A 20639-nucleotide genomic window follows, 5' to 3' on the forward strand; every position below is an offset into this window, starting at 1 on the left:
CAGCAAACAGCTAAGTTAATTATAATTTGATGAATTATTTAGTAGTTTGACTTTGTTTATAATGGCAGTCACTCACATCACGTAAACGTTGTGCGGCCTGTTCTGGTGTCAGGTCTCGCTGAGTTTCAGCTAACATTTCATACCCCACCATGAATTTTTTTACCGTCGCTGAGCGCAGTAATGGCGGATAAAATAAGGCATGTAGTTGCCAATGCTCGATACTTTGGCTTTCATTAATAAAAGGTGCAAAGTGCCATCCCATTGAATATGGGAAAGAGCAATGAAATAGATTATCGTAACGGCTTGTGAGTTTTTTTAGCGCAACAGCAAGGTCTGCACGAATGGCTTCATTCATTTCATCCATACGGCGAATATGCTGTTTTGGCAATAACAGGGTTTCAAATGGCCAAGCTGCCCAATAAGGAACAAGTGCAATCCATTCTTCAGTTTCAACAACAATTCGTGAGCCATCTTGTTGCTCAGCTTTAATATAGTCAATTAATAAGTTGCTGCCATGACGTTGATAATATTGCGTGAGAAAATGGTCCTTACGTGCAATTTCATTCGGTAAAAAATCACTTGCCCAAATTTGTCCATGAGGATGCGGTTGAGAACACCCCATTATTTCCCCTTTATTTTCAAAAACCTGAACCCAAGCATAACGTTCACTTAACTCAGCAACTTGTTGCTGCCATGTTTCGATAACACCTTCAATTTCAGGTACAGACAGCTCTGGCAGTGTTTTACTGTGATCAGGCGAAAAGCAAATCACTCGACTAACCCCACTCACCGATTGTGATTGAAACAATTCAGATTGATTATCAGGTTGGGCGCAGGGTTGTGCTAATAACGCACCATGGTCATTTTGGAATACATAAGTCCCTTGGTAGTTAGGATTCACTTCCCCGGAAACCCGTGTATTGCCAGGGCACAAGAAGCAATGCTCATCATATTGAGGTAAATTTTCTATTGATGGTTTTTCATCTTTGCCGCTCCACGGGCGTTTTGCTCGATGAGGGGACACTAACACCCACTGGCCTGTTAATGGGTTATAGCGACGATGAGGGCAATCCGAAGGGTTAAAAGGCAAAATATTCATCTCATGCATCTCCTAAACTTCATAACCATTGGGATTATTTGATTGCCAACGCCAACTGTCAGTCGCCATATCCTCAAGAGTTCGCTCCGCTTGCCATCCTAGTTCATGGTGCGCTTTTTCTGGTGTTGACCAGTATTCCGCAATATCCCCAGCACGACGTGGTTCAATCACATAAGGAATGGCTTTTCCAACTGCTTTTTCAAATGCATGTAACATTTGCAAAACACTGGTGCCGTTACCCGTGCCCAAATTGTAGCAATGTAACCCTGCTTGATTACCAACCTTTTGTAGAGCGGCAACATGGCCATCTGCTAAATCCATGACATGGATATAATCCCGAACTCCCGTCCCATCCACCGTAGGGTAATCGTTTCCATAAATCACCAATTTTTCTCTTTTTCCTACCGCAACTTGGGTTATATAAGGTGTTAAATTATTTGGGATCCCTTGTGGGTCTTCGCCCATCAAACCTGATGGATGAGCACCTACTGGGTTGAAATAACGTAATAATGTTAATGACCATAACGGGTCTGAGTGAAATAAATCAGATAAACAACGCTCAACCATATACTTGCTGGTGCCATAAGGGCTTTGTGTATTACCCGTTGGGAACTCTTCGGTGATAGGTAAACGACTGGGCTCGCCATATACCGTTGCTGACGAACTAAAAATCAAACTTTTCACGTTCGCTTCCTGCATACAGCGCATTAATACCAATGTCCCATTGAAATTAACATCATAGTATCTAAGCGGGTTTTCTACTGATTCACCAACCGCTTTTAGCCCTGCAAAATGAATAACTGAATGAAATTGATGAGAAGAAAAAATGTGAGCTAGCTGTTGCTCATTTCGAACATCACACTGATAAAATACTGGGCGCACACCGGTTAATCTTTCAATACGATTAAGCACTTCTAGCTTTGCATTACACAAATTATCAATAATAACTGGTGATAGCCCAGCCTTTATCAATTGAACACAAGTATGACTACCAATATACCCAAGCCCGCCTGTAACGAGAATTTCAACCTGTTGCATCTCTCTTCCCCCAATACTGCTTAAATTGCATTCTGTCTTCCAACTTGTCATTGCTACCGAGTATAACAACGAGTTTAGATAAGATTCTGTGATCAATCTCGACTTAGTGTAAACGTTTACACAAAATTATAAAATAATCTATTTCTCACATAAATAAATCGCATCAGGAAAAGATCATTCAAGGTAAACAAATTCTCCTGTTTTCACCAATAACTCATTTATCCATTTGCGTCCTTTTGATTGTTTCGCTAGTAGGAACAGCTAAAGACTAAAAAAAATAAATTAACTTCAAATAGTTATAGAGAAAGCAAGAAAAAAAAGATAAATGATAAGAACTGTTTTAGTGACCTACTTAACACAGATGCAACAAACCATTTACTTTGCATATTGTTTCATCTAAATATGTTTGTATTACCAAACGGCACACTGTTCCCGTATAAGGAACAAAAATATAACAATAGTGCTAATTCAATTAATTATAAACAGGGGAAGCTATGAATAACCGACTACAATCTGCTGGTTTCGTATTAACCTTGTTAGATTACTTTTCAATCAACAAGCCCATATGGGGAGTACGTGAGTTAGCTCGTCATCTTGATAAGAGCCCTTCCGTCGTACAGCGGGGTTTTAATATTCTAGAAGAGCAAGGTTTCTTACAAAAAAATAAAAATAAAGAATATTTATTAGGCTTGCGGTGTATTGAAATCGGTCATTTAGCCAATAACACACGCCAGTTTTCACAATTAGCGAGTGACTACTTACGCCCTCTCGCTGATAAAACACATGAAACCATATTTATTTATCGCCGTTACAATGATATCGCTATTTGTAATTTCATTTTAGAAAGTGACCATCTTATCCGCTTTACATCTAAAGAAGGAGAAGCGTTGAGCTTGCATGAAGCCCCATTTACACAAATCATTTTAAGCTCAATGGATATTTCATATATTGATGAATATCTTTCTAAACATAATTTGCAAAATAACACCTTATTAAAAAAGCAATTAAGTCTCTATGCTGAAGAAGGATATGCATATTCAAAAGAAGCTTATTTAGCAGGAACACAAGGGTTATCCGTTCCTATATTTTCTTTTGAAAAAGGGGTATTAGGCTCGTTATGCATTGCAGCATCAAGCCAAAGTAAAAATTTAACCGAGTATTATCCATCATTAAAATCCACAGCCAGTAAATTATCTACCATATTTTAAATCCATGGTGAAATAATAAGATAAAAAGCAGTTATTAATTATTAAAATAAAATAGGTAACTCTATGAATATATCTCATGATAAAAATGATACTGAGGTACGTGTATCTATTTTTTCTCCAGCACTACTCATCGCAATAATTATATTATCTTTTGTTGGTGCTATTATTGGTATTCAGATTATTGTCACACTAGGTATCTCCGCAAACACATCAATTATCGGTGCTGTTCTCGCCATTTTATTATCTCGTGTCCCACTTTCTATATTCGCATCATTTAAATTTATCGATGCGCAAAATTTAATTCAAACTAGCATCTCTGCAGCAACCTTTGCTGCAGCAAATGGTTTAATAGTAGCCATTGGTGTGCCTTGGGTATTGGGTATGCCTGAATTAATTTATCCGATGATGGCTGGAGCTTTCGTTGCGATTATCATTGATGGCACGATTTTATATGGCTTGTTTAATACCCGCGCCTATCCTGCCAGTGCATCTTGGCCTGCCGGTGTTGCCACCGCAGAAACTTTGTGGGCAGGAAATAAAGGTGGAAAGCGGCTTGGCGCATTGCTGACAGGCTTTGCTGCTGGAGCCATCGGTGCAGGTTTTGGTATCCCAATGGCATCCGCAGGGATCGCGTTGATTGGCAGTATTTTCGCGTTATTCATGTTTGCTGTTGGACTTCTCATTCGCGGTTTTTCTGAGTCAGGGCTAATTACTTATAATTTATATGAAAACTATGTCCCACACGGTGTGATGATTGGTGCAGGTATCGTCGCATTAATCCAAATCGGAGCCATTGTATTTCGCAACAAGAAAGATAGTCAGCAACAAAGCGAAGATAGTGATGAATTACGCCAAAGTAGCAAACGTATCAAATCAACCTTAATCAAAGGGGCAACGTTCTACTTTTTAACCGCATTAGCACTCACATTTATTAGCCAAATATTTGTCACTATGACATTGCCACAACTTATTGGATTCCTCATTTTTGCGACCTTAGCCGCTTTAATCCAAGAGATGATTGTGGGTATGGCTGCGATGCATTCTGGCTGGTTTCCTGCAACTGCAGCAGCTCTTATCTCATTGATGATTGGTATTTTACTAGGGTTTCCCCCCGAAGCATTGGCCGTTTTAGTTGGGTTTTGTGCCGCGACAGGCCCTGCTTTTGCCGATATGGGTTTTGACCTAAAAACGGGGTTTATGATCCGCGGTTATGGTAAAAACCAATCTGCAGAACATTATGGGAGAAAACAACAATATTTCGCCGCTATTATCGGTTTTTGCTGCGCCTTGGTGGTGGTTGCACTTACCTACGATTTTTATTTCGAACAAGACAAAATCGTTCCTGCATCAAGGCTTTATGCCGCTACGATCCAAGCAGGAAGCTCCTCAAATGTGGCAATGATGTTGTTATTGTGGGCCATACCGGGTGCCATCATTCAGTTAATTGGCGGTGCTAAAAACCAGATTGGCGTACTCTTCTCAACTGGCTTGATGATTAACTACCCTATTGCAGGTTGGACGGTTCTTACTGCACTCGCGGTTCGAATTATCATTGAGCGTTTCTTCAATATCAGTTCCGATAAAATTTCAACTTTCGCTGGTGGGCTTATTGCTGGCGATGCTCTTTACTCCACGGCTAAAGCATTCCTGCCAACCCTCAAAGCGAAACTGCTTTCCTTCTGGGCTAAATAACTTTATAGGGAATAATAATGACGAATATCTGGTCGCAAGTGCAAAAAGACACTCTAGTTTCACAACATTACGCTTATTTTGATACGGGAGCCGCTGCGCCACCGCCAAAACCGGTAATAGACGCAGTAAAGCGCTATCTTGATAAAACCGCAGAGCAAGGGACTTATTTACCGAACTTCCGCAAGCAAACTTATGAGCAAGTTGAAATTTGTCGACAAAAATTGGCCGCATTTATCGGAGCAAAGCCCAGTGAAATTGCATTTACCAAAAATGGCACAGAATCTATCAGCTTGATTGCTAGAGGTATTTCTTGGCAAGCTGGCGATGAAGTGATAATTCCTGATACTGAGATGCTCAGCAATATTGCAATTTGGCAACTGTTAGCGCATGAAAAAGGAATAAAAATTATTAAGGTGAGTGCGGATAGCTATGGTGTCCTTTCACCTGAATCTATCGAGCAAGCGATAACCTCTAAGACAAAGCTCATCAGTTTCGTTGCGCTATCTAACATAACTGGGGTAATTCAACCTGTGCAGGCTATTTGTGAGATAGCCAGAAAGCATGGTGTACTTAGCCATATTAGTGCTTCACAAGCCATTGGAATGTATAACGTTAATGTTCAAAAATGGCAATGTGACTTTATGTCATCATGTGGCCGAAAAGGGTTAAGAGCGATAGAAGGCAGTGGCATTCTGTTTGTTCGTGAATCATTGGTACCATCATTAACCCCCATACTGGTCGGTTGGTGGAATAGCTCAATTGACCCACAAACAGGAGACGTTATTCTGCCTCAAACAGCAAAACGCTTTGAAGCGGGCTGCCCAAATGTTCCGGCCATTATTAGTTTAGATTCGGCTTTAGACTATGCTGTAAATATCGGTATTGAACAAATTGAGAATCGCAACCAAACACTCACTCAATATGCGATGCAGCAATTATCTCAACTTTCTGGCGTCGAAATTTATGGCCCTAATAATAGCCACCAGCGAATAGGAATAATTCCATTTAATATTAACGGAATCCCCTCTGATGTATTAATGCAAAAATTAGAAGCTAAAAATATCATTATTGAATCAGGTCACTTTATGGCAACCGCTATTTTAAAGTTCTATCAAATAGAAAAAATGGCCCGCTTATCAATTCATTATTTTAATAGTGAAAAAGAAATCGATTTATTAATTAATTCAATAAAAAAAATCAAAAAGGAATATAGCAATGACTAATGCGTTATTAATGAGTAGTTCACGTATGGGGAATATGAATTATTTACAACATGCGGGCGAACAAATCCATCGTTTATTACAACATAAAAAACAAAATATTCTATTTATTCCTTATGCCGCAGTTACATTCAGTTTTGATGATTTTGAAGCAATTGTAAAACCGGTATTTAATGCTTTAGGTTATGAATTAACATCAATTCATCACTTTAGCGACCCTGTTGCGGCAGTTAAACAAGCACAAGCGATTGCTATTGGCGGCGGAAATACCTTTGCCTTATTAAAACGCCTATATGATGCCAACATAGTGGAGCTGATTTCACAACGAGTTAAATATGAAAGCATTCCCTATATGGGATGGAGTGCAGGCAGTAATGTTGCAACACCGAGTATTCGCACCACCAATGATATGCCAATTGTCCAACCCCCTACATTTAGTGCGCTGAATATTTGCCCATTTCAAATTAACCCGCATTTTATTTCTGGTAAACCAATTGGCCATAATGGGGAAAGTCGTGAAGAGAGATTAAATGAGTTTTTAACGATTAACCCCATGGAAGAATTGATCGCACTATATGAAGGAACTGCATTATTTATTGAAAACGACCATGGCACCATTTTAGGTGAGCAAAATGCCCTATGGTTACGAGGACCTAATAAGATTGAAGAAATTGCTACCAACAAGCCATTCAAATTAAATATTATTAAAGGAGTGCAATAATGTCTTTGAATTATCTAAGCCAAGTTTATGACTTATTAGACACCCCTGATGTTGATGGCGAAAAAATGGCAGCGCTACTTCATTCTGTTGGCTCAAATGATGCCATCATCACTGTTACTTCTATTCCTTATGAATCCCCAGAGGATACAAGTCAGTTATGCCATTTTATAAAAGTATTAATCCCAGGCTCTGAGGGCAAACACCGTGGAGGCACTTACCCGACTTTAGGCATTATCGGTCGTTTAGGTGCACAACAGGCACAACCGAATCGTATTGGAATAGTTTCTGATGCTGATGGGTCAATTGTCGCTTTTGCCAGCGCGATGAAGTTGTTGGATATGGCGGCAAAGGGACAGAGCCTCAAAGGGGACGTAATAATTAGCTCTCATATCGCCACGCATGTTTCGATTACTCCTCATGACCCTGTCGATTTTATGGGGATGCCAGTTTCATCTAATACCATGAACCAATATGAAGTCGATAAACAGATGGATGCTATTTTATCCATCGATACATCAAAGGGAAACAGTATCATTAAGCACCGAGGGATTGCGATTTCTCCCACGGCTATGCAAGGCTATATTTTACGCGTCGCACCTGATTTAGTTCGCTTACTGGAGTATGCAACAGGAGATGTGGCAAAGACGTTTCCTATCACCACACAAGATATTTCTCCTTATGATAACGGTGTTTATCACTTTAATTCTATAATGCAACCGCATATTGCAACACAGGCACCTGTTGTTGGCCTTGCCATTACGGCTAAATCGATTGTCCCCGGTAGTGAAACAGGTGCAAGTTATGAAAGTGAGTTAATCGATGCCACACGCTTTACCGTGGAAGTCGCTAAGCAATTTTGTTGGGATAAAATTCGATTTTATCAGCAAGATGAATATGAAACACTTTATAATTTATACGGTTCATTAGCACAGATTCAGGGGTAACCTTCGAAGAGTAAAAGCCCACATTTGTGGGCTTTAGGTTGATGACAAACATAATATGTTTGTCATCAATCAGTATGTTTACCAACCCTATATTAACTTTTGTAATTCCTAAATCGGTTAGCATTTCAGGCATCATAAAATTGAAGCTTTTGTGTGTGAAACAAAAAAACAACATAACCAACAAAAATGAACTAGCCAGTGTTATATAAGCTGTTTAGATGAAATAACACGAACCCCTTTCGTGGGATTTATTGCAGCCTCAAATAATGCCTTCGCAATATTTGTTGCGGGGCTAACTTGGCAGCTCGCGGGCAATATAGATGATAGACAGGAAATAATACGAATCACAACGACTTCACCCAAACGCACTTTTTGGCGGTCACCACGAATCACATTCGGGCGAACTAAAGTTAAAGAATCAAAACCCAGTGATCTTAAATCTTGTTCAAGCTGCCCTTTTACTCGGCTATAAAAAAAAGGTGACTTAGCGTTTGACCCCAAAGCAGAAGTCAATACAAATGTCGGGCAGCCCCATTTTTTGGCTAGCTTTGCACAGGTTAAAGGATAGGTGTAGTCCACTTGACGAAATGCCGCCTTTGAACCAGCGGCTTTGAGGGTTGAACCGAGCGCGCAAATCACAGCATCGACTTCCCATAACGCAGCCTCGTCAGGTAAATGGTTAAAATCAACAATAGGTGCTTGTAATTTCTCATGTTCTGCTAATGCATGTCGTGTTGGCGCTATCACCTGAGTCACACGAGAGTCTGCAAGTGCCAATGATAAAACATGACTTCCCACAAGCCCTGTCGCTCCTAACAGTAATATTTTCATTTTATTCACCCATGCAATGAATAGAGAAACTCAATTATAGCCTTGTAAGTGGGGAACCACTAGATTAATGCTGTTTTTTCGTACGAACTTAGTTTTTTGTGGCTCTTTTGTTGTTTGATTGTGAAAATTACTTGATATTGGCAATCATTCTAAAGATAATCATTCTCAATATCATTTCGATTATCAACAAACTTAGTATGGTAAATAATATGACAGCCCCAGTTGCAGAAAATACCGTCGAAACGGCGAAACAACCCGTTAAAACTGACGTGATAGAAAGCCAACAATTATTGGGCCCTGCCGGTAAGGTCTCAATTCAACATAATGGCGAGCTTTATCAATTGAGACAAACTCGTACAGGTAAGTTGATCTTAACTAAGTAAGCCATACCCAAAGTAAGTCGTACCAAAACTTAATTCGCAAGCCACCTAGGTTAATTATCCAGGCAGCCAGCTTAATCTAAACATAGGAAAAGGTTTCTTATGGAGTTTAAACTGACGTCTGTATTTCACATTTGTGCCACTAAATATAGGATCAGCAAGGATAGCCACTCGATACCTGACTATCGCGCAGCGGTAGCGTTAATGTGCCACATCCCAAATAGTCCTGCTGAACACCAACCAGTTACTGACTATTACCTCAGCTTTATACCTTCATTAGTTGTTTACTCCTCTTGCTATGTTCAGACACCGCTTACATGCAATTTTTCCTGTGTCATACCGAATTCAGGTCCTCCAGACCAATACATCGCTATCAATTAATACGAATTCACTCTGCTTAATACAGATAAAAACTATATGGAGTATCACAATTATGTCCCCTGTTTTGCGAATGTCAGTCCTAACCAGTGCCATCTTAGGCGTGATAGCAAGTGCTCAAGCACAAACAACAGAACCATCACCAAAAAAAAATCATCATGATGTGATGACTGTCTATGCGACAGGTAGCGAACGTGACAGCTTCGAAACCCCGATGATGGTCACGGTGATCAAAAATAATTCACCTGAAACGCAAACGGCCAGCACCGTCAATGACATTTTACGTAAAGTTCCCGGGATTGGTGTCACCGGTACTAGCCGTGCAAATGGGCAAGATATTTATATGCGCGGGTTTGATCGACGCGGCATTTTGACCTTAGTGGATGGTATTCGCCAAGGCACAGATACAGGCCATGTCAATGGCACCTTTATCGACCCTGCTCTGATTAAGCAAGTTGAAATTATCCGTGGCCCTTCTGCCCTACTCTACGGCAGTGGTGCCATGGGCGGTGTGATTGCTTGGGAAACCGTTGATGCCAAAGACTTATTACGTGAAGGCCAAGACCACGGTTTCCGTGTCTTTACCGAAGCCGCTACTGGCGATCATAGCTTCGGTTTCGGCGGCACTGCGTTTGGCCGTAGTGATAACCTTGATGGGCTATTCAGCTTTGTCACGAAAGAAACCGGTAATGTCCGCATGAGTAATGGCGATGACATGAAAAACAAGGAAACCATTGGTAACCTGCTGGCAAAAGGAACATGGCAAATCGATGATGCACAAAAGCTTTCTGGCCAAGTGCGTTATTATAATAATGATGCCAATGAGCCGAAAAACCCGCAAGAAATTAATGTAGGGAGTGACAATCTAAAAGTTAACCGTACCACTCGCCAACGTGATGCACAGATAACTTATCAAATTAAACCGGGCTCACAGGAATGGCTAAATTTTAAAGTCTCGCCTTATTACTCCGATATTAATATCACGGCAAAAGGCCAAGGAACCCCCTATGAAGGTCGTACACAAAAAACTTATGGCATAAAAGCTGATAACCGCTCTAACTTTTATGACTTGCCATTAGCATCACATAACCTGACTTACGGCAGTGAAGCTTATAAGCAAAAACAAACTCCTTATGCAAACACCACCCAATTCCCCGATGCGGACATCACCTTTGCATCCGGCTTTTTACAAGATGAAATTAGCCTAAAAGATTTGCCTGTTTCCTTTATTGTCGGTACGCGCTATGACCACTATAAAGCGACATCTGATGGCAATGAAGATGTGAAAAAAGGTAAATGGTCATCTAAAGGTGCCGTTAGCATCACACCAACAGAGTGGTCAATGCTATTTGCGTCATATTCAGAAGCCTTCCGAGCCCCTTCTATGATGGAAATGTATAACGACGAGGTCCACTTCCAAATGGGGCCAATCGTTAATAGATGGAAACCAAACCCTAATCTGAAACCTGAATCAACCCGCACTGCAGAATATGGTTTTGGTCTGCGTTTCGATGACCTATTGATGGAAAGAGATAACCTACAATTTAAAGCCAGCTATTTTGATACCAAAGCTAAAGACTATATCAATACTTACGTAACAACCCCTGATTTTAGAAATCCTCAAAATAACTACACCACATCAATCAATACTAAACGTGCCAAAATTTGGGGATGGGATGCCTCAATGGATTATAAAACAGACTATTTCAATTGGAGTTTGGCTTATAACCATACTGAAGGAAAAGATGAATCTAATGGAAAATCAATAACATCAATTAAACCTGATTCTGTCACCAGTAATCTGGCCGTACCTATTGCAGACAGCGGTTTTTCAGTGGGCTGGCTAGGGGAGTTTACGCGCCATACAGAATTCAATAAAGCCTCTAAAGCAGAACAACAAGCCGGCTATGCCGTACATGACTTCTATGTGAGTTATCAAGGTGAAGGACAACTCAAAGGGTTAGGAACCAGTGTCGTGTTAGGCAATGCATTTGATAAAGAATACTACTCATCACAAGGTATTCCTCAAGATGGACGTAATGCCAAGCTGCTTGTCAGCTTCCAATGGTAATTCACACAATATTAAGGAGATAAACGTGAATTCAGCACTTTACGAGCGTTACCAACAAGCAAAAACAGATAACAAAGCCAAATACGCTCGCGATCTCGCCGCCTATTTAAATGTATCTGAAGCTCAGCTACTGCATAGTCGTGTTGGTCACGACAAAGCTGTTCGTTTAAATGTCGATGCCCCCACTTTGTTGACAGAATTAGCCACTGTTGGGAGAGTGAAAGCGATTACCCGTAACGAATATGTGGTTCATGAGCAAGTTGGTCGTTATGACAATGCAACCTTTAGCCCACACGGTGGGTTAATTTTAAACCCTCGCGCCCTTGATTTACGGATGTTTTTCAGCCATTCGGACGCTATCTTTGCTTTGACGGAAGACAGCAAACACGGTGAGCGTCATAGTATCCAATTTTTTGATAAACAAGGTGACGCACTACATAAAGTTTACACCACCGATGAAACAGATATGGCGGCATGGCAGGCATTGATTGAAAAATATGCCACCCAAGATAACCCGGAGCTCATCCATGAAACAGCAACTGCATTTACCAATCAGCCCGTTAGTGAAGAGCTAAAACAACAATTAGAACAAGAATGGCGCAACATGACAGACGTTCACCAATTTTTTGTTCTACTCAAGAAAAACAACCTCAGCCGCCAGCAAGTTTTCTCTGCGGTTAGCGATGATTTGGCTTGGAAAGTGCCTAATGATTCCTTCAATCAGCTGATTAACACTGCGTTCAAAGATCAAAACGAAATTATGATTTTTGTGGGCAACCGCGGATGTGTGCAAATTTTTACTGGTGAAATCAAAAAAATCATGCCATATCAAAGTGAAGGTTCAGACTTAAAGTGGCTAAATATTTTCAATCCTGATTTCACCTTGCACATGATTGAAAATGGTATTGCCGAATGCTGGGTCACACGCAAGCCAACACAAGATGGCCATGTGACTAGCCTTGAAGTCTTCGATAACCAAGGAAATCAAATCGCACAAATGTATGGGCAGCGTACGGAAGGGACTCCAGAGCAAGAGCAATGGCGCCAACAAGTCACCGCATTACCACGCATTTAAAACTAGGTAACTTATTATGAAACAATGGCTTCTAATCTTATCAACGCTGTTTATCTCTTTTTGTTCTTATGCAACAGAACGCATCGTCACCTTAGGGGGTGATGTGACTGAAATTGTGTATGAACTTGGAGCACAGGAACAGCTCGTCGCCCGTGACAGCACCAGCCTTCATCCAGAGCAAGCCACCAAGCTCCCAGATGTGGGCTATATGCGTATGCTTAACGCAGAAGGCGTGTTGTCAATGCGCCCGACTTTAGTACTTGCGAGTGAGTTAGCTAAACCCTCAATGGCTCTTTCGCAAATCGAAAAAAGCGGCGTAAAAATTATTAAGGTAACAGGGAAACCGAGTTTAGAAGCCATTCCAGAAAAAATTACCACCATCGCTAATGTGGTCGGTAAAACAGAGCAAGGGAAGCAATTAGTTAATCAATTTAACCAACAGCTCAGCCAAGTAAATACGGCTCCTATTGACAAAAAAGTCTTATTTATCATGAGTCACGGTGGTGTTATGCCTTTAGCAGCAGGACGGCACACTGCGGCAGACAGTGTCATTAACGCGGTAGGGGCAAAAAATGCCATGAGCAGCTTCGACAGCTATCGTCCTCTATCCCAAGAAGGCTTGCTATCAAGCCAACCTGACTTAATCATTTTTACCAAAGAAGGTATTAAATCATTAGGTGGAATAGAAAAAGTGTGGAAATTACAAGGAATGTCAATGACCCCCGCAGGGAAAAATAAAGCGCTTCTGGTTGTCGATGACGTCGGTATGCTCACTTTCAGTTTAGGTACGCCTAAAGTCATGCAACAACTACGTGAGGCATTAGAAAAATCCCAATGAGTCGCTTTAAAAACCCATTTTTGGTGATTATCGTATTATTGTTAGCACTTGGCGGTTTAGTTCTCATCGCGTCGAATGCCGGCGCAATGAACTTCTCATTAAAAGCACTGTGGCAGGCATCTGCCACAGACTCGGATTGGCAGATATGGCTGAATATCCGCCTTCCTCGCGTGTTAATTGCCATCTTAGTTGGCCTTGCCTTAGCAGTATCTGGCGCCATTATGCAAGGGTTATTCCGTAACCCCCTCGCTGATCCTAGCTTACTCGGTATCAGTAGTGGCGCGGCTTTATCCGTTGCCGCATTTATTGTTTTCTCTGTTTCATTACCCACCGTGATGCAAGGTTATGGCCATGTCGCGGCTGCTTTTATTGGTAGCCTAGCCGTATCTTTTATTATTTTTAGCTTAAATCGTTCATCAAATGGTAACCTCGCAAAACTACTTCTCGCGGGTATCGCTATCAATGCGCTGTGTATGTCATTCATCGGTGTTCTTAGTTATATCAGCAATGACCAACAACTCAGAACATTTAGCTTATGGATGATGGGCACGCTCGGTAATGTTGACTGGGCATCATTGGCCATCGCCGCTTCAGTTATTCTTCCTATTTGTATTATCTGTTTAACACAAGGAAGTAAGCTTAATATCCTACAATTAGGGGACGAAGACGCCCATTACCTTGGGCTCAATGTTGAGCGTACCAAGTTTATTTTATTATTCCTTAGCGCCATGTTAGTTGGTTGTGCGGTTGCCATGAGCGGTGTTATTGGTTTTGTCGGTCTCGTTGTTCCCCATCTCATTCGCATGACTCTCGGGCCAGACCATCGTTGGTTAATTCCTGGTTCCGCTATCGTAGGTGCGGGCTTATTACTTATTGCCGATACTGTAGCAAGGACTGCGGTTGCACCTGCTGAAATTCCTGTTGGCTTACTGACAGGGTTAATTGGTGGCCCCTACTTCTTATGGCTAATTTTACGGCAGCCTTCGGGGAGGATCTAAAAATGCAAACAAAATCGCTCTTGTTAGAAGCACAAAATTTATCATATAAAATCAGTGAAAAGACGCTTATAGATAATGTGAGTTTATCGATTGATCAAGGGGAATTTGTGGTGATCATTGGGCCAAATGGCGCAGGGAAATCCAGTCTATTAAAATTACTAACAGGCTATAATACCCCGACTCATGGCACATGCTTTATTGAAGGCCGAGCAATGACTGACTGGGAGCATAATGCGTTAGCCCGAAAACGTGCTGTGATGAAACAGCATAGCCATTTGCAATTTGCTTTTACTGTTGAAGATGTGGTTGCAATGGGCAGAACCCCCTATGGTTCAGAATATAAACACACCGCCATCAATGAAGCGTTAGCACAAACCAGTTGCCAATCATTACGGCAGCGGGATTACCGCCAACTTTCAGGGGGTGAGCAGCAACGCGTTCAATTAGCTCGAGTATTAGCACAATTATGGCAACCAACAGCTCAACCCGCATGCTTGTTTCTCGATGAACCCACTTCTGCGCTTGACCTATATCATCAACAGCATAGCTTACGGTTACTACATCAACTTACACGTCAACGACCGTTAGGTGTTTGCTGTGTATTACATGACCTTAATCTAACCGCATTATATGCAGATAAAGTGTTATTAATTCATAATGGAAAGCTTGTCGCTCAAGGTTCCCCTACCGATGTTTTAACGACTGAAAACTTAACTCGTTGGTATCAAGCTGACTTAGGTGTTACTCAACACCCTGAAAATAACACGCCTCACGTTTATTTACGTCACTAACTCAGGCTTAATAAGCACTTTATTTAACTCATTTTAAAGGTAAAGTGCTTTATTATTTTTACCTTAATAAAGAATTATTTAGTCATATCTATTTTAATAGATAACTAATGTCTTTTAATATTTTAAATTTTTTATATCAATAATCCTTACTCTCTTAATACGCCCTAGTTAATAAGATAGTTAATAGCCTGAAAATGCGTAAAATCTATATAATGTATTAATAAAGCATTAAATTTCAAAAATAAATCTCAAGTAAATTCACTTAGAATACCTTGGTATCGCATAGGTATTTCAAAGGGTTTACATGGAAAATAACATTATTGAAACATTAATTGAATTAACGCATCGTGGAAATGATGATGTTAAAATTGCAGCTATTTCCGCATTAGGTGATTATAAAGCGACCGTTGAACAACAAAATGCGATCAACCGTTTAATTGAACTCTGTAGAGATCCCAATAAGGATGTTGCGGTGTCTGCAATAAAGGCACTGAGTAAACTCTCCCACCATTTTTAGTATACAAATAATATTTTTTTATCAATCCGTTAAAGCACAGGTTTTTTAATTAATCTTATTTAATCTTCCTAATCCCTATATATGAATAGGTATGATTTTTGCTACCTATTCATACACAAACCTAATCATACTATATCCATATTAGTTGTGTTTTTTGATATTAACAAATTCTTTCTTTTAGTAGCATCTCTACATTGAAATTAATATTTTGAAACAAATGGATTTTAATTAACTTTATTTCTTAATACCCTGATTAGGATAAAAGATGGATAACAAAGTCATAAATACATTACTTGATTTAACGAAAAGAAAAAATGATGATGTAAAAATAGCTGCCATATCCGCTTTAGGTGATTGTAAAATACGACTGAAACAACATAATACGATTAATCGACTACTTGAATTATGTAATGACCCAAATAAAGATGTCGCAATCAGTGCGATTAAAGCAATCAGCAAGCTCTCCCATGGAGGGTTAGAGTAGCGATTTAGGCATGATTAAAACGTTAAGGAATAGCAAGGTGAAACCAACTATTGGCCTCACCCTACAATATACCTAAAACTTCAATATACCTAACACTACCATACTCAGCTATTATCGTTTAAATAGCGTGCATGAAATGCAATATGTTCACCAATAAAGCTACTAATAAAATAGTAACTGTGGTCATATCCATCACGTAAATTCAAACGATATTCAAATTGCTTTTTGTCACAAATATCTGCAAATAACTCGGGTTTTAATTGTTCTTGATAGAAAGGATCCGCAGTGCCTACATCCACTAAAATAGGTGGAATAGCCTCCGCTTTTCCGATTAATTCAACAGTGTCATATTGAGACCAGCTAGCTGTTTCTTCCCCCAGATAAGCCATAAAGGCTTTGCGCCCCCATGGAACTTGGGTTGGAGCAACAATAGGAGAAAATGCAGATAAACTAGAATATCGGCCTGCATTTCGTAAGCCAATCATTAAAGCCCCGTGTCCACCCATAGAATGGCCAAAAATAGAACGTTTATCAGATACAGGCAAATGTGTTTCGATTAAATCAGGTAGCTCAGACACAATATAATCATACATTCTGTAATGATGACTCCACGGGGCTTGCAGAGCATTCACATAAAAACCTGCGCCTTGTCCTAAATCATAAGCCTCGTCATCAGCAACCTCAGGCCCTCGAGGGCTAGTATCTGGTGCGATTATAACCACGCCATGTTCTGCCGCAAATTGTTGGGCTCCCGCCTTAGTAATAAAATTTTGTTCATTACAGGTTAACCCTGATAACCAATAAATCACTGGGCAGACGGTTGTTTTCGCTTGTGGTGGTAGAAAAGCTGCGAACTTCATTTCACAGCCGAGCACGGTGGATTGATGTTGATAAACATCCTGCCAGCCCCCAAAACACGCATGGCGTTCAATTCTCTCCATCAAAGACTCCTTAATCATAGTGAATAACGGTGCGGATTGATTTGCCTTCATGCATTAAATCAAATGCGTCATTAATACGCTCTAATGGCAATGTGTGCGTCACAAATGGAGACAGCTCAATATCACCCTTCATGGCATCTTCAACCATTTTTGGCAACTGGCTACGACCTTTCACACCACCAAAAGCCGTACCACGCCATGACCGCCCTGTTACTAATTGGAATGGACGAGTTGAAATTTCTTGCCCTGCCCCTGCGACACCAATGATAATTGATTGGCCCCATCCTCGGTGTGCACTTTCAAGTGCTGCACGCATAACATTAACATTACCAATACATTCAAAGGTATGATCAACTCCCCACTGGGTTTTCTCAATCAACACTTGCTGAATCGGCTTATCAAAATCATTAGGATTCAAACATTCTGTCGCACCAAATTGGCGCGCTAGTTCAAACTTAGACGGGTTAGTATCAATGGCAATAATACGGCCAGCCTTTGCTTGCCTTGCCCCTTGAATAACCGCAAGACCAATCCCACCGAGGCCAAAAACTGCAACTGAGTCACCTTCTTGTACTTTAGCCGTATTATGTACAGCACCGATACCCGTGGTCACGCCACAACCTAATAAACACACTTCTTCATGGTTGGCTTGAGGGTTAATTTTAGCCAAAGAGACTTCGGCAACAACGGTATATTCACTGAATGTTGAACAGCCCATATAATGGTAAACAGGCTGGCCATTGTAAGAAAAACGTGTGGTCCCATCAGGCATCACACCTTTACCTTGTGTTTCCCTAACAGAGACACATAAGTTTGTTTTACCTGACTCACAAAAAACACATTTTCCACATTCTGCCGTATAAAGTGGGATGACATGGTCACCAACGCTAACGCTAGTTACACCTTCACCGACTTCAACAACAACACCCGCGCCTTCATGCCCTAATACCACAGGAAATAACCCTTCAGGGTCATCACCTGACAATGTAAATGCATCAGTATGGCAAACACCCGTATGGCTAATTTTGACTAACACTTCCCCAGCCTTTGGTGGCATGACATCAATTTCGACAATTTTTAATGGCTCACCAGGGCCAAATGCAACTGCTGCACGTGATTTCATCGTTATTCCTTCTTTATTTACCGCAAATAGGTACGAATTAATGAGATGGCATCGTCTACTGAGTCTTTTTGCAACTGTGTTGTTGCTGACTCTTGAAGCCCTTCCCGCAAATGACTCTCTAATACCCCGGCCATCAAACCATTAACTGCCCCACGAATAGCAGCAATTTGTTGTAAAATGGCGGCGCATTCAACCTCATCTTCCAAGGCTGACTCTAAGGCAAGCAATTGCCCTTTCAACTTTCTGACCCGCGTAAGAACTGCTTTTTTTTCTTTTGGGGAATGTGGCATATTTAAGCCCCTTTAGTATACATAGGGGGAGTATAGTATTGATAAGATTATCTGTACAGAATTCCTGATTTGTATGACCCAAAAAGACAAAATAATATTCGATAGAAAAGAAAAAAGAGGAAAGAGAAATAAGGAGAAACAGTAAAACGTGAATATCACGCTTTACTGTCTTCAAGAATGAATAGATTAGCACTACAACAAGTTAAAATATTTATCTGGCTGGTACTGAGGGGGAAGTAGTTGAATATCTAACATATCCAATGCATTGCGTTCAATACTATTACAAATGGCATTCAGCGGTAAATCATTTGCAGCAGTCCCAAAAGGATCTTCAAGTTCCTCGGCTAGTGCATCCCACGCTAAAAAAGTGTAAGAAATAAAAACAGAAACAAATGGCGTCATATAATGTAGGTCAACAACCAATGCAAATGGAAGTAACGAACAAAATAAGTAAACAGTTCGCTGCAAAATTAGTGTATAAGCAAACGGGATCGGCGTGTTCGCAATACGTTCACAGCCGCCAAGAACTTCCGATAGCACATTAATATCTTTATTAATAGCTTGAAAGAGTACATCACTGATGACTTTTTTATCGCGTAATTCCCCCACCTTTAGGCCAATCTGCAATAATATTCGGCTAGTGGGAAACGGACTTCGGATAACCTCATCAAAAATAGTACGGGGTAATAACCTATACATATCAATGACTGGGCTGGTTTTCCTTAATTCATGTTTAAGGCTCCAACCAAAAGCAATCAGCAAATTAGCAAATTCCTTTTGGGCGGCCTGATCATTAGGTAATAACCCTTTAATATTTCTTAGAATATTTCTTTGGTTAATTAATAACGAAGCCCAGAGTGTGCGAGCCTCAATCAAGCGGCTGTAACATGCATTATTGCGAAAACCTAGGAATATTGCGATGGCAATCCCTAGTAAGCTAAAGGGGGCTATTGTTAAATGTATACCTAATCGCTCGTACCATTGGAAACTTAGTACTGCTACGATTGATATCATTATATTTAGAGAAAGCCGAAATGTTATTTTTGACAGTACAGAGCCATGCCAGTCGAATAACCGAAAAAACCAGTGTTGATGAGGACGAATAACCATAATAAAAAGTATACAATGTTAAAAAACGACGTTAACTTATTATTTCACTGATTAATTCAATGCGCTATAGCTAGACAACAATTAAAGTGAATATGACAATAATTACGACAAGCAGCTATAGCGCTAAATTCATCCAACACGGTTTTTAGCTTATAAATAATATTTGATTTTAATATTACGTATTGAGTTAATTTTTAGCCGCTTTTAAGCGTTCTATTTCATCTTGTAATGCTTCTATCTGTGCTCTAAACGATCTGCTTCAGTAAAGCTATAACGATGATTTAATTTTGTTGGCCCAGTCGCCCCCGAATAATGGTCGTAACAGTTATTTTGTACATTTGAAATAGCGCGCTCTAACCCCGCAACTCTATTTCGGTTACCATGCATTTTGGCGTATTTTAGCTGTTTCTCTAGTTGATAGATTTTTTTATCACAACCATAATATTGATAACCTGCTTGAGCGGACACAGGAATAATCAGTGTTGATAAAATTATTAACAGTATTTTTTTCATATAACATTCCTTATTCGAAAAATAATTTATCTGTGGCTATTTCATCATGTTGACGCATTATTCATATAGGCAAGCTCCTAATTTAGCTTAAGTAAAACAAATATAATGGATAATTAAAACAAACCCATCTAAAATGATAACTATATTTTATTATTAACAACTTAAATTAGATTGAGTATTTTTTTCACATAATTTATTACAGACAGACACATTTTTCCCTGATACCTTAATATTAAAGGATCACTCTACAAGGATGTAGCTAGTTTTTATATTTCAGAAAATTAATAAGTACGTGTTTTGACCAAATACTTTATAGAATATATATCAGTTTAATTAATGGTTAACTCGTATTTAATTGTTTACTTTGCACAAATCCT

General features: G+C 40.1%; 21 protein-coding genes. 13 read left to right on the forward strand and 8 right to left on the reverse strand.

Features of this window, described 5'->3' with window-relative positions; all coding sequences use genetic code 11:
• Positions 1–34: 34 nt before the first annotated feature.
• Positions 35–1099 carry a UDP-glucose--hexose-1-phosphate uridylyltransferase gene (locus M1F25_RS14595; protein WP_112307229.1) on the reverse strand — a complete coding sequence of 355 codons (1065 nt, stop codon included), beginning with the start codon at positions 1097–1099 and terminating at the stop codon, positions 35–37.
• A gap of 12 nt (positions 1100–1111) precedes the next feature.
• Positions 1112–2137: a UDP-glucose 4-epimerase GalE gene (galE, locus tag M1F25_RS14600; protein ID WP_164455326.1), complete on the reverse strand. Its 1026-nt coding sequence runs from the start codon at positions 2135–2137 to the stop codon at positions 1112–1114.
• 494 nt (positions 2138–2631) lie between these two features.
• On the opposite strand from galE, the gene M1F25_RS14605 reads away from it, so the two are divergent.
• The 5 genes from M1F25_RS14605 (at position 2632) to M1F25_RS14625 (ending at position 7922) form a co-directional block, all read left to right on the forward strand.
• Positions 2632–3345: an IclR family transcriptional regulator gene (locus tag M1F25_RS14605; RefSeq protein WP_181488224.1), complete on the forward strand. Its 714-nt coding sequence runs from the start codon at positions 2632–2634 to the stop codon at positions 3343–3345.
• A 63-nt stretch (positions 3346–3408) separates the two neighbouring features.
• On the forward strand, positions 3409–5037 hold the full coding sequence (locus tag M1F25_RS14610) for an OPT/YSL family transporter (protein ID WP_094962098.1): 1629 nt from the start codon (positions 3409–3411) through the stop codon (positions 5035–5037).
• 17 nt (positions 5038–5054) lie between these two features.
• Entirely contained in the window at positions 5055–6260 is a 1206-nt protein-coding gene (locus M1F25_RS14615) for an aminotransferase class V-fold PLP-dependent enzyme (protein WP_180312520.1), read from the forward strand.
• Positions 6253–6978, forward strand: a complete 726-nt coding sequence (pepE, locus tag M1F25_RS14620) for a dipeptidase PepE (RefSeq protein ID WP_096863460.1) — start codon at positions 6253–6255, stop codon at positions 6976–6978. The genes M1F25_RS14615 and pepE overlap by 8 nt, the downstream gene beginning before the upstream one ends.
• Positions 6978–7922, forward strand: a complete 945-nt coding sequence (locus M1F25_RS14625) for a DUF1177 domain-containing protein (RefSeq protein ID WP_094962095.1) — start codon at positions 6978–6980, stop codon at positions 7920–7922. The genes pepE and M1F25_RS14625 overlap by 1 nt, the downstream gene beginning before the upstream one ends.
• Before the next feature lie 201 nt (positions 7923–8123).
• Here the strand turns inward: M1F25_RS14625 and M1F25_RS14630 are convergent, their stop codons facing one another.
• On the reverse strand, positions 8124–8753 hold the full coding sequence (locus M1F25_RS14630) for an NAD(P)H-binding protein (RefSeq protein ID WP_094962094.1): 630 nt from the start codon (positions 8751–8753) through the stop codon (positions 8124–8126).
• 209 nt (positions 8754–8962) lie between these two features.
• Here M1F25_RS14630 and hemP point away from each other — a divergent pair, with 209 nt between their 5' ends.
• The 8 genes from hemP (at position 8963) to M1F25_RS14670 (ending at position 16285) form a co-directional block, all read left to right on the forward strand.
• Positions 8963–9136: a hemin uptake protein HemP gene (hemP, locus tag M1F25_RS14635; RefSeq protein WP_226617232.1), complete on the forward strand. Its 174-nt coding sequence runs from the start codon at positions 8963–8965 to the stop codon at positions 9134–9136.
• A gap of 430 nt (positions 9137–9566) precedes the next feature.
• The gene (locus M1F25_RS14640; protein WP_181488226.1) at positions 9567–11582 is read left to right on the forward strand and encodes a TonB-dependent hemoglobin/transferrin/lactoferrin family receptor; all 2016 of its coding nucleotides are present in this window, start codon (positions 9567–9569) and stop codon (positions 11580–11582) included.
• Between the two features lie 25 nt (positions 11583–11607).
• Positions 11608–12657 carry a hemin-degrading factor gene (locus tag M1F25_RS14645; protein WP_232368685.1) on the forward strand — a complete coding sequence of 350 codons (1050 nt, stop codon included), beginning with the start codon at positions 11608–11610 and terminating at the stop codon, positions 12655–12657.
• A gap of 16 nt (positions 12658–12673) precedes the next feature.
• Positions 12674–13495: a heme/hemin ABC transporter substrate-binding protein gene (locus M1F25_RS14650; RefSeq protein WP_094962091.1), complete on the forward strand. Its 822-nt coding sequence runs from the start codon at positions 12674–12676 to the stop codon at positions 13493–13495.
• Complete coding sequence (locus tag M1F25_RS14655) at positions 13492–14493, forward strand: FecCD family ABC transporter permease (RefSeq protein ID WP_094962090.1); 1002 nt, start codon at positions 13492–13494, stop codon at positions 14491–14493. Before M1F25_RS14650 ends, M1F25_RS14655 begins: the two co-directional genes overlap by 4 nt.
• A 2-nt stretch (positions 14494–14495) precedes the next feature.
• Positions 14496–15284: a heme ABC transporter ATP-binding protein gene (locus tag M1F25_RS14660; protein ID WP_144140860.1), complete on the forward strand. Its 789-nt coding sequence runs from the start codon at positions 14496–14498 to the stop codon at positions 15282–15284.
• Positions 15285–15588: 304 nt separating this feature from the next.
• A complete protein-coding gene (locus M1F25_RS14665; protein WP_004261718.1) occupies positions 15589–15801 on the forward strand; it encodes a HEAT repeat domain-containing protein in 213 nt (70 codons plus the stop codon).
• Positions 15802–16066: 265 nt separating this feature from the next.
• The gene (locus M1F25_RS14670; protein WP_004261720.1) at positions 16067–16285 is read left to right on the forward strand and encodes a HEAT repeat domain-containing protein; all 219 of its coding nucleotides are present in this window, start codon (positions 16067–16069) and stop codon (positions 16283–16285) included.
• Positions 16286–16389: 104 nt separating this feature from the next.
• Here the strand turns inward: M1F25_RS14670 and fghA are convergent, their stop codons facing one another.
• The 5 genes from fghA to M1F25_RS14695 form a co-directional block, all read right to left on the reverse strand.
• Entirely contained in the window at positions 16390–17226 is an 837-nt protein-coding gene (gene fghA, locus M1F25_RS14675) for an S-formylglutathione hydrolase (protein ID WP_144140858.1), read from the reverse strand.
• Positions 17227–17236: 10 nt separating this feature from the next.
• Positions 17237–18349 (reverse strand): S-(hydroxymethyl)glutathione dehydrogenase/class III alcohol dehydrogenase, encoded by a 1113-nt coding sequence (locus M1F25_RS14680; protein ID WP_004261726.1) that lies wholly within the window; start codon positions 18347–18349, stop codon positions 17237–17239.
• Positions 18350–18366: 17 nt separating this feature from the next.
• Positions 18367–18639: a formaldehyde-responsive transcriptional repressor FrmR gene (gene frmR / locus M1F25_RS14685; protein ID WP_004261729.1), complete on the reverse strand. Its 273-nt coding sequence runs from the start codon at positions 18637–18639 to the stop codon at positions 18367–18369.
• Positions 18640–18831: 192 nt separating this feature from the next.
• Entirely contained in the window at positions 18832–19749 is a 918-nt protein-coding gene (locus M1F25_RS14690) for a bestrophin family protein (RefSeq protein ID WP_181488228.1), read from the reverse strand.
• Between the two features lie 234 nt (positions 19750–19983).
• Positions 19984–20262, reverse strand: a complete 279-nt coding sequence (locus M1F25_RS14695) for a DUF1090 family protein (protein WP_232368686.1) — start codon at positions 20260–20262, stop codon at positions 19984–19986.
• Positions 20263–20639: the final 377 nt, after the last annotated feature.

Origin of the sequence: Providencia sp. PROV109, assembly GCF_033681625.1 — a bacterium.
In the GTDB taxonomy this organism is placed as follows: domain Bacteria; phylum Pseudomonadota; class Gammaproteobacteria; order Enterobacterales; family Enterobacteriaceae; genus Providencia; species Providencia hangzhouensis.

Excerpts from the sequence above, each read along its gene's own strand:
- M1F25_RS14670 (WP_004261720.1), top strand. The coding sequence starts at position 16,067 with ATGGATAACAAAGTCATAAATACATTACTTGATTTAACGAAAAGAAAA.
- M1F25_RS14595 (WP_112307229.1), bottom strand. The coding sequence starts at position 1,099 with ATGAATATTTTGCCTTTTAACCCTTCGGATTGCCCTCATCGTCGCTAT.
- M1F25_RS14615 (WP_180312520.1), top strand. The coding sequence starts at position 5,055 with ATGACGAATATCTGGTCGCAAGTGCAAAAAGACACTCTAGTTTCACAA.
- galE (WP_164455326.1), bottom strand. The coding sequence starts at position 2,137 with ATGCAACAGGTTGAAATTCTCGTTACAGGCGGGCTTGGGTATATTGGT.
- M1F25_RS14660 (WP_144140860.1), top strand. The coding sequence starts at position 14,496 with ATGCAAACAAAATCGCTCTTGTTAGAAGCACAAAATTTATCATATAAA.
- pepE (WP_096863460.1), top strand. The coding sequence starts at position 6,253 with ATGACTAATGCGTTATTAATGAGTAGTTCACGTATGGGGAATATGAAT.
- M1F25_RS14665 (WP_004261718.1), top strand. The coding sequence starts at position 15,589 with ATGGAAAATAACATTATTGAAACATTAATTGAATTAACGCATCGTGGA.
- M1F25_RS14630 (WP_094962094.1), bottom strand. The coding sequence starts at position 8,753 with ATGAAAATATTACTGTTAGGAGCGACAGGGCTTGTGGGAAGTCATGTT.
- fghA (WP_144140858.1), bottom strand. The coding sequence starts at position 17,226 with ATGGAGAGAATTGAACGCCATGCGTGTTTTGGGGGCTGGCAGGATGTT.
- M1F25_RS14650 (WP_094962091.1), top strand. The coding sequence starts at position 12,674 with ATGAAACAATGGCTTCTAATCTTATCAACGCTGTTTATCTCTTTTTGT.
- M1F25_RS14610 (WP_094962098.1), top strand. The coding sequence starts at position 3,409 with ATGAATATATCTCATGATAAAAATGATACTGAGGTACGTGTATCTATT.
- M1F25_RS14680 (WP_004261726.1), bottom strand. The coding sequence starts at position 18,349 with ATGAAATCACGTGCAGCAGTTGCATTTGGCCCTGGTGAGCCATTAAAA.
- M1F25_RS14690 (WP_181488228.1), bottom strand. The coding sequence starts at position 19,749 with ATGGTTATTCGTCCTCATCAACACTGGTTTTTTCGGTTATTCGACTGG.
- frmR (WP_004261729.1), bottom strand. The coding sequence starts at position 18,639 with ATGCCACATTCCCCAAAAGAAAAAAAAGCAGTTCTTACGCGGGTCAGA.
- M1F25_RS14640 (WP_181488226.1), top strand. The coding sequence starts at position 9,567 with ATGTCCCCTGTTTTGCGAATGTCAGTCCTAACCAGTGCCATCTTAGGC.
- M1F25_RS14625 (WP_094962095.1), top strand. The coding sequence starts at position 6,978 with ATGTCTTTGAATTATCTAAGCCAAGTTTATGACTTATTAGACACCCCT.
- M1F25_RS14605 (WP_181488224.1), top strand. The coding sequence starts at position 2,632 with ATGAATAACCGACTACAATCTGCTGGTTTCGTATTAACCTTGTTAGAT.
- hemP (WP_226617232.1), top strand. The coding sequence starts at position 8,963 with ATGACAGCCCCAGTTGCAGAAAATACCGTCGAAACGGCGAAACAACCC.
- M1F25_RS14655 (WP_094962090.1), top strand. The coding sequence starts at position 13,492 with ATGAGTCGCTTTAAAAACCCATTTTTGGTGATTATCGTATTATTGTTA.
- M1F25_RS14695 (WP_232368686.1), bottom strand. The coding sequence starts at position 20,262 with ATGAAAAAAATACTGTTAATAATTTTATCAACACTGATTATTCCTGTG.